General features: G+C 65.6%; 11 protein-coding genes. 3 read left to right on the forward strand and 8 right to left on the reverse strand.

The window, feature by feature from the left end; all coding sequences use genetic code 11:
• Window positions 1–76: 76 nt before the first annotated feature.
• The 8 genes from rseP to rpsB all read right to left on the reverse strand — a co-directional run bounded on the left by rseP (window position 77) and on the right by rpsB (window position 7712).
• The gene (gene rseP, locus ACVWWJ_RS05585; RefSeq protein ID WP_456967051.1) at window positions 77–1420 is read right to left on the reverse strand and encodes an RIP metalloprotease RseP; all 1344 of its coding nucleotides are present in this window, start codon (window positions 1418–1420) and stop codon (window positions 77–79) included.
• Window positions 1421–1463: 43 nt separating this feature from the next.
• Entirely contained in the window at window positions 1464–2642 is a 1179-nt protein-coding gene (locus ACVWWJ_RS05590) for a 1-deoxy-D-xylulose-5-phosphate reductoisomerase (protein WP_456969664.1), read from the reverse strand.
• Between the two features lie 10 nt (window positions 2643–2652).
• A complete protein-coding gene (locus tag ACVWWJ_RS05595; RefSeq protein ID WP_456967052.1) occupies window positions 2653–3471 on the reverse strand; it encodes a phosphatidate cytidylyltransferase in 819 nt (272 codons plus the stop codon).
• A gap of 12 nt (window positions 3472–3483) precedes the next feature.
• Entirely contained in the window at window positions 3484–4221 is a 738-nt protein-coding gene (gene uppS, locus ACVWWJ_RS05600) for a polyprenyl diphosphate synthase (protein WP_456967053.1), read from the reverse strand.
• Between the two features lie 22 nt (window positions 4222–4243).
• A complete protein-coding gene (gene frr / locus ACVWWJ_RS05605; protein WP_159895583.1) occupies window positions 4244–4801 on the reverse strand; it encodes a ribosome recycling factor in 558 nt (185 codons plus the stop codon).
• A gap of 101 nt (window positions 4802–4902) precedes the next feature.
• Window positions 4903–5625, reverse strand: a complete 723-nt coding sequence (gene pyrH, locus ACVWWJ_RS05610) for a UMP kinase (protein WP_159895581.1) — start codon at window positions 5623–5625, stop codon at window positions 4903–4905.
• Window positions 5626–5899: 274 nt separating this feature from the next.
• Window positions 5900–6778, reverse strand: a complete 879-nt coding sequence (gene tsf / locus ACVWWJ_RS05615) for a translation elongation factor Ts (RefSeq protein ID WP_159895579.1) — start codon at window positions 6776–6778, stop codon at window positions 5900–5902.
• Window positions 6779–6863: 85 nt separating this feature from the next.
• Complete coding sequence (gene rpsB / locus ACVWWJ_RS05620; RefSeq protein ID WP_107914363.1) at window positions 6864–7712, reverse strand: 30S ribosomal protein S2; 849 nt, start codon at window positions 7710–7712, stop codon at window positions 6864–6866.
• A 353-nt stretch (window positions 7713–8065) separates the two neighbouring features.
• Here rpsB and map point away from each other — a divergent pair, with 353 nt between their 5' ends.
• The 3 genes from map to dapD are packed head-to-tail and all read left to right on the forward strand — an operon-like array spanning window position 8066 to window position 12333.
• Window positions 8066–8833, forward strand: a complete 768-nt coding sequence (gene map, locus ACVWWJ_RS05625) for a type I methionyl aminopeptidase (protein WP_456967054.1) — start codon at window positions 8066–8068, stop codon at window positions 8831–8833.
• A 28-nt stretch (window positions 8834–8861) separates the two neighbouring features.
• Window positions 8862–11519 carry a [protein-PII] uridylyltransferase gene (glnD, locus tag ACVWWJ_RS05630; protein WP_456967055.1) on the forward strand — a complete coding sequence of 886 codons (2658 nt, stop codon included), beginning with the start codon at window positions 8862–8864 and terminating at the stop codon, window positions 11517–11519.
• A complete protein-coding gene (gene dapD, locus ACVWWJ_RS05635) occupies window positions 11506–12333 on the forward strand; it encodes a 2,3,4,5-tetrahydropyridine-2,6-dicarboxylate N-succinyltransferase (protein ID WP_456969665.1) in 828 nt (275 codons plus the stop codon). Before glnD ends, dapD begins: the two co-directional genes overlap by 14 nt.
• The last annotated feature ends 1 nt before the right edge of the window (window position 12334 follow it).

Genomic DNA, 12334 nt, shown 5'->3' on the forward strand with positions numbered 1-12334 from the left:
CGCGCAGGGCTCATGCCCGACGTCGTCTGGCCCTGGGCGCGCGAGCGCCCGGGACCGGGGTAATACGGATGCCTCGTCACGAGACGATCATTCGCTGGATGTCGTTGAAGAACGCGAGCCCCATCAGCGTAAACAGCAGGGCGAGCCCAACATACTGGCCGGCGATCATGGTGCGTTCGCTGACCGGGCTGCCTTTGACCAACTCGATAAGGTAATACAGCAGGTGTCCACCGTCCAAGACCGGGATGGGCAACAGGTTCAGAATGGCCAGGCTCAGGGAGACCAGGCCGAGGAAGTTCAGGAACCACCCCAGGCCGCGGTTGGCCGAATCGTTGGCGACCTGGGCAATCCCGATGACGCCCGAGAGGTTCTTGGTCGAGGCCTGTCCGGAGAGCATCTTTCCGATCAGGTTGAAGGTGTTGACCGTGCCACCCCAGGTGGCGTGCAGCGATTCACTGAATGCGCGGACCGGGCCATAGCGGAGCGTGGCGGTCTCTGGCGGGCGGGCGCTGATGCCGATCATCCAGCGGGTCGGCTCACCGCGCTCTGATTTCTTCTGGGCGGTGATGTCGAGGGTTCGCGTGCTGCCATCGCGCTCGATCGCCACGGCCAGCTTCGGCGAGATCACCGCCTGCTCGGGAACCAGCTTGGTGAAGGTGTCGAAGTCCGCTACCGGCTTGCCGTTGACGCTGACGATGCGATCGCCCGGGTGGATGCCGGCCAGGGCGGCGGGATCGCCCGGCACGACGTCGCCCACGTAAGGCGTTGTCTGCAGGGTCAGGCCGAGCTGGGTGAATTTCTTGCCGATGTCCCCTTCGGCGGTGAGCTTCTGCAGGGGCAGGACGACGTTGCGCTGAATGCCGTCCGTGCCTTTCACGCTTACCGGCATGGGCTCGTTGCCGAGCAGGCCGTTGGCCAGCGCGTCGAAGGCGTCACTGCCGGTGGCTACCGGTTCGCCATTCATGGAGATCAGGCGGTCGCCGGGGCGGATGCCCGCCTGGGCGGCGATGGTTTCCGGGGCCGCATTGACGATGGGCGCCACGTCGGGCTTGCCGATCATGTACATCGCCCAGAACGCGGCGACGGTAAAAATGAGATTGAAGGCCGGACCTGCCGCGACGATGGCGATCCGCTTCCACACCGACTTGCCGGTGAATTCCTGGCCGCGGTCCGCGGGGTCGACCTCGCCTTCGCGGGCGTCGAGCATCTTCACGTAGCCGCCGAGGGGAATGGCGGCTATCTGGTACTCGGTGCCGTCTTTCGCGACGCGACGCCACAACGGACGGCCAAAGCCGACCGAGAAGCGCAGGACGCGCACGCCGCAGCGGCGCGCGACCCAGTAATGGCCGAATTCGTGGAAGGTCACCAGCACGCCAAGCGTGACAAGTAGCCAGAACACGGAACCTAGGAAGGGGCTCATCGGGGAGGGAGGGTCTCGAAAAAAGTCGTTGGGTAGAGCGAGTTTAGCAGTAAGCGCGGTGCAGCACGTTCCGCGCCGACCGCCGCGCGGCGGCATCGCGCTCTACAAGGGTCTGGACATCGACCACAGGTTCGGCCGGCAGTTCCTCAAGAACGCGTTCGACGAGCTCGGCGATCCCCAGGAACGGAAGCGTTCCGGCAAGAAACGCTTCCACGGCGATTTCGTTGGCGGCGTTGAGGATGGTCGTGGCGTCGCCTCCCGCCCGCAGGGCCTCGAAGGCAAGCGCCAGGCAGCGAAAGGTCTCCAGGTCCGGCTTCTCGAAATCCAGGCGGGCATGGGCCGCAAGGTCCAGCGGCGCGACACCGGCATCGATGCGCTCAGGCCAGGCGAGCGCGCAGGAGATCGCCGTGCGCATGTCCGGGTTGCCGAGCTGGGCCAGCATGGAGCCATCGACGTAGTCGACCATCGAGTGGACCAGGCTCTGCGGATGGACCACGACCTCGATGCGGTCGACCGGCGCGGCGAACAGATGGTGCGCCTCGATGACCTCGAGGCCCTTGTTCATCAGCGTGGCGGAGTCGACGGAGATCTTCCGGCCCATGGACCATTTCGGATGCGCGCAGGCCTCGTCCGGGGTGATCGTGCCCAGGTCGGCGCGCGTGCGGCCGCGGAACGGACCGCCGGAGGCGGTCAGTACCAGTCGGCGCACCCCCGCCCGGGCCAGCTCGGGGCGCCCGCCCGGGAGGCATTGGAAAATCGCGTTGTGCTCGGAGTCGACCGGGATGAGGTCGCCGCCACCCTGGCGCAGGGCCTCGAGCAGCAGGGCACCGCCCATGACGATGGATTCCTTGTTCGCCAGCAGCAGGCGTTTGCCGGCGCGTGCGGCAGCGAAGGTCGAGTCGAGGCCGACGGCACCCACGATGGCGGCGACGACCGTGTCGCAAAGCGGGCCAGCCGCCGCGGCGGTGACTGCGTCGGCGCCGGACGCTACCTCGCAACGCACGCCGGCGGCGGCCAGCCGGCGGGCGAGGTCAGCTTCCATGGCAGGGTCCGCGATGATCGCCAGGTCGGGACGAAAGCGCTCGCAGAGGGCGGCCAGGGCCTCGCTGCTCCGGTTGGCGACGAGGACGCTGGCGCGAAAACGATCCGGGTGGCGAGCGATGACGTCCAGCGTGCTGCCACCGATGGAACCGGTAGCACCGAGTACCGCGACCTGGCGAATGGTCATGGCCTCAGAGGCCCAGAAGCAGTTTGCCCGCCGCGAAGACGGGCAGGGCGGCGAAGACGCTGTCCAGGCGATCGAGGAGGCCACCATGGCCCGGGAACAGGCTGCCGGAGTCCTTCACGGCCGCATGGCGCTTCATGAGGCTTTCGAACAGGTCACCGACGACCGCAAAGCCGACCGTGATCACGCCGAGTACGCCGAGGCCGACCAGCTGGGACGTCTCGCGTACACCGATCAGGTAGCCGCCGAGTACGGCGATGAACGAACCGGCGACGATGGCGCCATACACGCCGGCCCAGGTCTTTCCCGGGCTGATGCGCGGCGCCAGCTTGCGCCGGCCGAAGTACCGACCGCTGAAATAGGCGCCGGTGTCGGCGAACCACACGACAACCAGGGCGAGCAGGGTCCACCAATGGCCGTGGTCGCTGGCGTGCATCGCCATGGCGGCGGCCAGGGTTGGCACGATCACGAGGACGCCGGTGCCGAGCTTGAGCATGCGGTTTTCGGCATTGGGCGCCGCGGCAAAGGTGAAGTGACGCAGCCAGAAGCAGCATCCGATCCACCACGCCACACCGGCCAGGGTCAGTGCGGTCAGCAAGCCCGGCGTCCAGACGAGAAGCAGGGCAAGCAGCATCACGGCCGCAACGGCGGCGACGATGCCGCGGCCGACAGCGGTGCGGCTGCCGGCAAGCTGGCTCCACTCCCATGCCGCGCCGACGAAGACGAGGGCGACGACCGCAGCAAAGAAGCCGGTCGGCGGCAGGAGGATCAGCGCCAGGACGACCGGGATCAGGGCGGCGGCAGTGAGGATGCGTTGCTTGAGCATGAGTTTCCGGCGTTAGCCCGCGGCTACCTGCTCACCGGTGCGGCCGTAACGGCGCTCGCGGCGGGCATAGTCGTCGACGGCTTCGGCAAGGCAAGCCTGGTCGACATCGGGCCACAGGGTGTCGGTGAAATAGAGCTCGGCATAGGCGAGTTGCCAGAGCAGGAAATTGCTGACGCGGTGTTCGCCGCCGGTACGGATGAAAAGATCCAGTGGTGGTTGGTCGGCGAGGCAGGTGTAGCGGTTGAGCCGTGCCTCGTCCAGCTCGGCCGTGGTGAATTCCCCACGGGCGATCGCTTCCACCGCCAGGCGGGCAGCGTTGGCAATGTCCCAGCGGCCGCCGTAGTTCACGGCGACGTTCATGTTGAGCGCGGTGTTGCCGGCCGTACGTTCCATGGCGCCCAGCATGCGCGCCCGCAGTTCGGGGGCGAACGCGTCGAGGTCGCCAACGAAGCGTATGCGTACGCCGTTACGGTGGAGTTCGTCCACTTCCTTGTCGATCGCCTTGAGGAACAGCTCCATCAGCGCCGAGACCTCGGTGGCCGGGCGCTTCCAGTTCTCGCTGGAGAAGGCAAACAGGGTCAGTGATGCAATACCGCGGCGCAGGCAGAACTCGACTGCTTCCTTGACCGCCTTCTGGCCGGCATGGTGGCCGAAGGTGCGCGGCCGCAGGCGCTGTTTTGCCCAGCGGCCGTTGCCGTCCATGACGATGGCCAGGTGACGGGGAACCCGCTCGTCGGGCTTCGCTGCCATGGGAGCGCGATCCGATGGCGCGTCAGAGCGCCATCAGCTCCTTTTCCTTCTCGCTGACCACGGCATCGACTTCCTTCACGAACTTGTCCGTGAGCGTCTGGATGTCGGCGTCGGCACGCTTCTGGTCGTCTTCGGTGATGGCCTTGTCCTTGAGTAGCTTGGCCACATGCTGGACGGCGTCACGGCGGACGTTGCGAATGGCGATCTTGGCGGCTTCGCCTTCCTTCGACACGCTCTTTGCGAGCTCCTTGCGGCGCTCCTCGGTCGGCGGCGGGAAGTTGAGGCGGATGTCCATGCCCATGGTGGTGGGCGTGATGCCGAGGTCGGAGGCCATGATGGCCTTCTCGATCGGGCCGACCATGGCCTTGTCGAACGGCTTCACGGACAGTGAGCGCGCGTCCGGCGTGGACACGTTGGCCACCTGGGCGAGCGGTGTCGGCGTGCCGTAATAGGGCACGACGATGTTGTCGAGGATGGAGGGATTCGCGCGACCGGTGCGGATCGTCTTCAGGTCATGCTTGAGCGAGTCGATGCTCTTGCCCATGCGGGTCTGGGCATCGGCTTTGATGTCGTTGATCATGGGCGGGATTCCGGTGGATCAGGTCAGCAAAAGAGTATAGCAGCGCGCGCGCCGGGGCCGTGCCGCAGCGCGCCAAGGGCCGTGGACCGGCCCGCGGGTGCTCAGCCAGCGTCGACGAGCGTTCCGACGGACTCGCCCTTCATGATCTTCATGAGGTTGCCGGGCTGGGTCATGTCATAGATACGCAGGGGCAGCTTGTTTTCGCGGCAGAGGGCGATCGCCGCGGTGTCCATCACTTCGAGGCGGCGCTCGATCACCTGGTTGTAGGTGAGGTGGTCATAGCGCGTGGCGGTCGGGTCGCGCTTCGGATCGGCCGAATAGATCCCGTCCACCTTGGTGGCCTTGAGCAGCAGGTCGGCGCCGACTTCGACCGCACGCAGGGCGGCAGCGGAATCCGTGGTGAAGAACGGGTTGCCGATGCCGGCGGCGAACAGGGCGACACGGCCCTTTTCGAGATGGCGAATGGCCCGGCGACGGATGAAATCCTCGCAGACTTCGTTGATCTTGATGGCGCTCATGGTGCGTGCTTCGCCGCCGAGTTTTTCGATGGCGTCCTGCATGGCCAGAGCGTTCATGACGGTGGCGAGCATGCCCATGTGGTCGCCGGTGACACGGTCCATCCCGGCGGCGGCGAGACCCGCGCCACGGAAGATGTTGCCGCCACCGATGACCACGCCGATCTGCGCGCCCGCGTCGCGCACTTCAAGGATTTCCTTGGCCAGCCCACCGATCACCTTGGGATCGATACCGTAATCCTCGGCTCCCATCAGCGCTTCACCGGAGAGTTTGAGCAGGATGCGGCGGTTCTTCAGCGGGGTGCTCATGGGGTATCTCCAGTTTGTATGGGGCAAAACAGCCGTAGTTTAACGCGCACAGCCTTGTTACAGCTATGTGAATAAGGAAATGTGGGAGCCGCTTCAGCGGCGAACGAGGCAATGTGGGAGCCGCTTCAGCGGCGAAAAGCCAACGGAGCGGTGAAGCAGCTCGGCTACGACGTGCGAAGCATCGGAGAGCCGCGAGGGGCAAGGCCCTTGGGGCCGCACAAAAAAAGAGCCGCGATCACTCGCGGCTCTTTCGGATATTGCCAGGAGGGAAGGCTTACGCCAGACCGGCCTGCTTCATGACTTCGGCGGCGAAGTCGTCGACGGGCTTCTCGATGCCTTCGCCGACAGCCAGGCGCTGCACCGTGACGATCTCGGCGCCGGCCTTCTTGAGGGCCTCCGCAACCGTGATGTCACCGTCCAGCACGTAAGGCTGGCCGACCAGGGTCGCTTCGGCGAGGATCTTGTTGATCTTGCCGGTAACGATCTTGTCGAGGATGTCGGCCGGCTTGGCCTTTTCCTTTTCCGACATCTGGCTCAGCGCGATGTCCTTTTCCTTCTCGACGTAGTCGGTCGGGACGTCTTCGACCTTGATGAACTTGGGGTTCATCGCGGCGACGTGCATGGCAATGCCCTTGGCCAGCTCGTCCGAGCCGCCCTTGAGCGCAACGAGCACGCCGATGCGGCCGCTGTGCGAGTACGCGCCGATCGGGCCGTCATTCTCGACCTTGGCCATGCGGCGGACTTCGAACTTCTCGCCGATGGTCAGGGTAAGCGTCTTGGCGCCTTCCTCGACCGTGACGTCGCCCAGCTTGGCGGCGTTCAGGGCGGCGACGTCGGCCACGCCCGACTCGAGCGCGACGTTGGCGACGTCCTTGGTGAACTGGATGAACTGCTCATTGCGCGAGGAGAAGTCGGTTTCGCTGTTGACTTCAACCAGGACGGCCTTGCCGGCCTTCTGCGTGACGGCGATCAGGCCCTCGGCAGCGACGCGGTCGGCCTTCTTGTCAGCCTTGGCGAGGCCGTTCTTGCGCAGCCATTCCATCGCCGCTTCGATGTCGCCGTTGTTTTCGACGAGTGCCTTCTTGCACTCCATCATGCCGACGCTGGAACGCTCGCGCAGTTCCTTGACGAGGCTTGCGGTGATCTCAGCCATGGTAATTCCTCAATATTTTGATAAGCGCCGCGACGTTGGTGTCGCGGCGCCGGATGAAACGGAAGAGCTCGACAGGGTGGGGCGCTTACGCGCGGCCACGACCACCGTCACGGCCGCCTTCGCGACGCGGGGCACCCTTCTTGTCCGGGGCGCCACGACGATCGCCACGCGGGGCGTTGTCCTTCGCGACCGGGTTGCCTTCTTCGTCGAGCTCGACGAACTCGTTGGCATCGCCACGGGCAGCGTTCGGCGAAGCGGCCTTGCCTTCGAGGATCGAGTCGGCAGCGGCGCGGGCGTACAGCTGGATCGCGCGGATGGCGTCGTCGTTACCCGGGATGGCGTAGTCGACGAGGGCCGGGTCGTAGTTGGTATCGACGACGGCGACGACCGGGATGCCGAGCTTGCGGGCTTCCTGGACGGCGATGTCTTCGTGACCGATGTCGATGATGAACAGGGCGTCCGGCAGACGGTTCATGTCCTTGATGCCGCCCAGCGAGTTCTGCAGCTTGTCGCGCTCACGGCGACGGGCCAGCACTTCGTGCTTGACCAGCTTCTCGAACGAGCCATCGGTTTCGGCGGCTTCGAGTTCCTTCAGGCGGGCGACCGACTGCTTGACCGTGCGGAAGTTGGTCAGCATGCCACCGAGCCAACGGGCGGTGACGAACGGCTGGCCGGCGCGTGCAGCTTCTTCGGCCAGCGACTCACGGGCGGAGCGCTTGGTGCCGACGAAGAGGACGGTGCCGCCTTTCTGGGCCAGGCCCGAGAGGAAATGCATCGCGTCGGTGAAGAGCGGAAGCGTCTTCTCGAGGTTGATGATGTGGATCTTGCCGCGGGCGCCGAAGATGTACGGAGCCATCTTGGGGTTCCAGTAACGGGTCTGGTGGCCGAAGTGGACGCCGGCTTCCAGCATTTCGCGCATGGTGACTTGTGCCATGGAATAACTCCTGGGCGAACCGCATCGAGCGGTTCTATGGGGGTTGGGACCTCCACGCATCCCCGGCTTCGACCCGGCCCTGTCGGGCCAGGCACCCCGAAGGCGGTGCCGATGCGTGTGTGGCGTTAAAAGCGATGCTTTCGTGGGGCCAATGCTGGCTCCATACGGTTACAATCGCGCTTCGTATTGCCGCCGTGGCCACGTAAAAGTGGCTTCGCCGGACAGCAAAACTCGCTAATTGTAGCCTCCAGACCCGCCCGGCCGCAAGCCGAGGGTGGATTTCCGGCAGGGGCGCCGCCACCTCGGGTGGCAGGCCCAATCCCCTGAGGGCGAAAGGAAAAGAGAGAACCATCATGGCTGTCGTACCGAAGACCCCCGAAGAGATCCAGCACATGCGCGAGGCCGGCCGTCTGGCCGCCGAGGTGCTTGCGATGCTCGTGCCCCACGTCAAGCCCGGTATCACCACCGAAGAGCTGGACCGCCTCGCCCACGATCACATCGTGAACGTGCAGAAGGCGATTCCCGCCAACGTCGGCTACCGGGGTTTCCCGAAGACCGTGTGCACGTCGGTCAACCATGTGATTTGTCACGGAATTCCGACCGAAACCAAGGTCCTGAAGGATGGCGACATCGTCAATATCGACGTCACCGTCATCAAGGACGGCTGGCACGGCGACACCAGCCGGATGTATTTCGTCGGCACGCCGAGCGTGCTGGCCAGGCGTCTGGTCGACACCACGTTCGAGGCCATGATGCAGGGCATCCGCGCCGTGAAGCCGGGCGCCACGCTGGGCGACGTCGGTGCGGCCATCCAGAAGCATGCCGAGGCCGCCGGATTCTCGGTGGTCCGCGAGTATTGCGGCCACGGCATCGGCAAGGTCTACCACGACGAGCCCCAGGTGCTTCACTACGGCCGCAACGGCACGGGCATGGAGCTCAAGCCAGGCATGACCTTCACCATTGAGCCGATGATCAACGCCGGCAAGCCGCAGACGAAGTCGCTGCCGGATGGCTGGACCGTGGTCACCAAAGATCACTCCCTCTCGGCCCAGTGGGAACACACCATCGCCGTGACCGACGACGGCTTCGAGATCCTGACCCCCTGGCCGGACGCCGCCTGACGCTCCATCCACCGCAGAGGGCTCCGACGTGACGCTTCCGCCGCTTCCACGCCTGCCCGCCGTCGTACCGCGATCGGGCGTCTCGCCCGAGGCGCGCCGGTCGCTGCGTCAACTGCTGGGCGATGTGGATCGGTCGCTCGCCGTCGCGTTTCGCGAGGGCGAGGACGCCTCGGCCCTGGCTCGCCGCCGGTCGGAGATTGTCGACCGCATCGTTGTCCACACCTGGGGCGCCTGCCTGGGTGACATGGCCGCCGGCGCCCTGTTCGCGGTCGGCGGTTTCGGCCGCGGCATGCTGTTTCCTGCGTCCGACGTCGATCTGCTCGCCCTGGTGGCCGAAACCTCGCCGGCGCTGCACCGCGCACTGGAAAGCTTCTTCGGCTGCCTTTGGGACATCGGCCTGAAACCCGGCCACGCCGTACGCACCGTGGAGCAGTGCCGCGAACTCGCGGCGACCGACGCGAGTGTCTTCACCAGCCTCCTCGATGCACGCCGCCTGGCCGGCTGGCCCATCCTGGCCGAAAGCCTTCGCGGCATCCTCGACGATCCGGCACTGTGGCCACCGCGTCAGTACCTTGCCGCTCGCCTTGCCGAGCGCGACGCCCGCCACGCCCGTTACGACGACACGGCACAAAACCTCGAACCCAACCTCAAGGACGGCCCCGGCGGACTGCGCACGCTCGACGCGCTGCGCTGGCTCGGGAGACGCCTCGCCGACGCCCCCGATTTCGACGACATGGTCGCGGAAGGGCTGCTCGAGCCCGTCGAGGCCACGAAACTGGCGCGAGCCGAGGAAACCCTTCGTCGCTATCGCTATGCCCTGCACCTGGAAGCAGGGCGGGCGGAAGAGCGCCTGCTCTTCGATTACCAGCGCGGCCTCGCCATGCAACTGGGTTTCGAAGACGAGCACGCCAAGAACCTCGGCGTCGAACAATTCATGCAGGGCTATTACCGCGCTGCCACGCAGATCGAGCGATCGGGGACCCAGCTGGTCGAGCGCTTCGAAGAAATGCTCGATCCCGCCACCGAGGCCCTGCCGGTGGGCGCCGACTACGTGCGACATGGTTCGCGCATCTCGTTGCGCAACCCTCATCTGTTCGTGCGCCGCCCTGCATCCTTGGTTGAAATCTTTATCGCGCGGCTGGACGAGCCCGGCATTACGGGGTTCACCGCCGAGACCATGCGTCGGATCCAGCATGCCGTTTCGTTGCATGGCGAATCGCTCGCCGATGACCCGCAGGTGCTCAGCGCGTTCCTGGCCCTTCTCAGGCGTGGCGCGCCCGCAGTCGAAGCCTTATGGCGAATGAATCGACACGGCCTGCTCGCCGCGATCCTGCCGGCGTTCGGCAAGGTGGTCGGGCGCATGCAGTACGACCTGTTCCACGTGTACACCGTGGACGAGCACACGCTGCGCGTACTGCGCAACGTCGCACGTTTCGCCGATCCCGCGGCGCGACGTGACTTTCCCATCGCCTGTGAAATCTGGCCCCATGTCGAGAAGCCGGAGCTGATGCTGCTCGCGGCGTTGTTCCATGACATTGCCAAGGGCCGCGGCGGTGATCATTCGATGCTCGGTGAAGAGGACGCGCGGGCCTTCTGCGCCCGGCTGGGCCTGCCCGGGGACGATATCGACCTCGTCGCCTGGCTGGTTCGCCATCACCTGCTGATGAGTACGACGGCGCAGCGACAGGACATCACCGACCCCGACGTCGTGCATCGCTTCGGTGCCGCGGTGGGCGATTGGGAGCACCTCGACCACCTGTACCTGCTGACGATCGCAGACATCATCGGGACCAGCCCCAAACTATGGAACGCCTGGAAAGACCGCCTGCTCGCCGACCTGTACACGGCCACGCGTTTCGCCTTGCGCAGCGATCTCACGCCACCGGCCCATGCGGGCATGCGCCTTCGGGAAACGCGCGAGCGGGCTCTCGCCATGCTGGTGGCGGAGCACGTCGCGGCCGATGACATCGCCAGTGTCTGGGCCGAGTTCCCCGACACCAGCTTCCTTCGTCACCGGCCCGAGCAGATCGCCTGGCAGACGGCAGCCATCCTGCGCGCCCGGGGCGTCACACCGCTGGTCGAAGTGCACCCGTTTTCGGTACGCGGAAGTACCGAGCTTTTCATCTACACCCCCGACCGCGACGGCCTGTTCGCCACGGTGACCGCCATGCTCGACCGCCTGCGCTTCTCGGTCGTCGAGGCACGCATTTTGGTTTCGAACACCGGCAAGGCGCTGGATACCTTCCTGTTGCTCGAGTCCGACTCGCAGGCGCCGGCGTCGCTGCAGCGTGCGGAGGAACTGCGCGCACGCATGCTTCGCGCACTCGACCAACCGGCTGGGCAGGGACCGCCGAAACGCAGCCTTTCGCGACACCTTCGCCACTTCCAGATGACACCGCGCATCGAATTCGTCGACGCCGGCGAACGCACGCAGCTCGCTCTGGTATGCACCGACCGGCCCGGCCTGCTCGCTGCCGTCGCCCAGGCGCTGGCCGAAGCCGAGGTGCGCGTGCATGATGCGCGTATCGCGACGTTCGGTGAGCGCGTCGAGGATTTCTTCCAACTCACCGATCGCAGCAACGCGCCGCTATCTCCGCAACGCCGTGAGATCCTGCGCGATTGCCTGCTTCGTCATATCGGTTTCGAAAACCCCAGGAACAGTTTGAATGCAGATGCAAACGCTTGAGTCCCTTATCGACGACGCTTTCGAGCGTCGCGCCGACCTCAACCAGAGCGAAATCGAAGGCAGCTTGCGCAACGCCGTCGACCAGGTGCTCGACCTCCTGGAATCCGGCGAGCGTCGTGTCGCCGAGCCGGACGGGAAAGGCGGCTGGACGGTCAATGCGTGGCTGAAGAAAGCCGTGCTCCTGTATTTCCGCATGAATGGCAACCGCGTGATGGATGGCGGCCCTTCGAGCGCTTTCGACAAGGTGCCGCTGCGCTTCGCCGAGGGCGACGCCACCGAGTATGCCAACCTTGGCGCGCGCGTCGTGCCCGGTGCCCTGGTCCGTCGCGGCGCACACATCGCGAAGGATGCGGTCCTCATGCCCAGCTACACCAACATCGGTGCGTTTGTGGGCGCAGGCAGCATGGTCGATACGTGGGCCACGGTGGGTTCCTGCGCGCAGATTGGTGCTGGCGTGCATCTCAGTGGCGGTGTAGGCATCGGTGGCGTACTCGAGCCGTTGCAGGCAAACCCGACCATCATCGAGGACAACTGCTTCATCGGCGCGCGTTCCGAAGTAGTCGAAGGCGTCGTCGTGGAGAAGGGTTCGGTGATCGGCATGGGCGTGTTCCTCGGCCAGTCCACGCGCATCTATAACCGGGCCACCGGTGAAGTCAGCTACGGCCGTGTGCCGGCTGGCAGCGTGGTCGTCGCCGGAAGCCTGCCCGCGAAGGACGGCAGCCACAGTCTGTACGCGGCGATCATCGTCAAGCAGGTCGACGAAAAGACCCGCTCGAAGACCGGCATCAACGAACTCCTGCGCAGCGGCGAATAAG

It is taken from the genome of Luteibacter sp. HA06 (genome assembly GCF_054061215.1).

Excerpts from the sequence above, each read along its gene's own strand:
- rseP (WP_456967051.1), bottom strand. The coding sequence starts at position 1,420 with ATGAGCCCCTTCCTAGGTTCCGTGTTCTGGCTACTTGTCACGCTTGGC.
- ACVWWJ_RS05595 (WP_456967052.1), bottom strand. The coding sequence starts at position 3,471 with ATGCTCAAGCAACGCATCCTCACTGCCGCCGCCCTGATCCCGGTCGTC.
- uppS (WP_456967053.1), bottom strand. The coding sequence starts at position 4,221 with ATGGCAGCGAAGCCCGACGAGCGGGTTCCCCGTCACCTGGCCATCGTC.
- frr (WP_159895583.1), bottom strand. The coding sequence starts at position 4,801 with ATGATCAACGACATCAAAGCCGATGCCCAGACCCGCATGGGCAAGAGC.
- pyrH (WP_159895581.1), bottom strand. The coding sequence starts at position 5,625 with ATGAGCACCCCGCTGAAGAACCGCCGCATCCTGCTCAAACTCTCCGGT.
- tsf (WP_159895579.1), bottom strand. The coding sequence starts at position 6,778 with ATGGCTGAGATCACCGCAAGCCTCGTCAAGGAACTGCGCGAGCGTTCC.
- rpsB (WP_107914363.1), bottom strand. The coding sequence starts at position 7,712 with ATGGCACAAGTCACCATGCGCGAAATGCTGGAAGCCGGCGTCCACTTC.
- map (WP_456967054.1), top strand. The coding sequence starts at position 8,066 with ATGGCTGTCGTACCGAAGACCCCCGAAGAGATCCAGCACATGCGCGAG.
- dapD (WP_456969665.1), top strand. The coding sequence starts at position 11,506 with ATGCAAACGCTTGAGTCCCTTATCGACGACGCTTTCGAGCGTCGCGCC.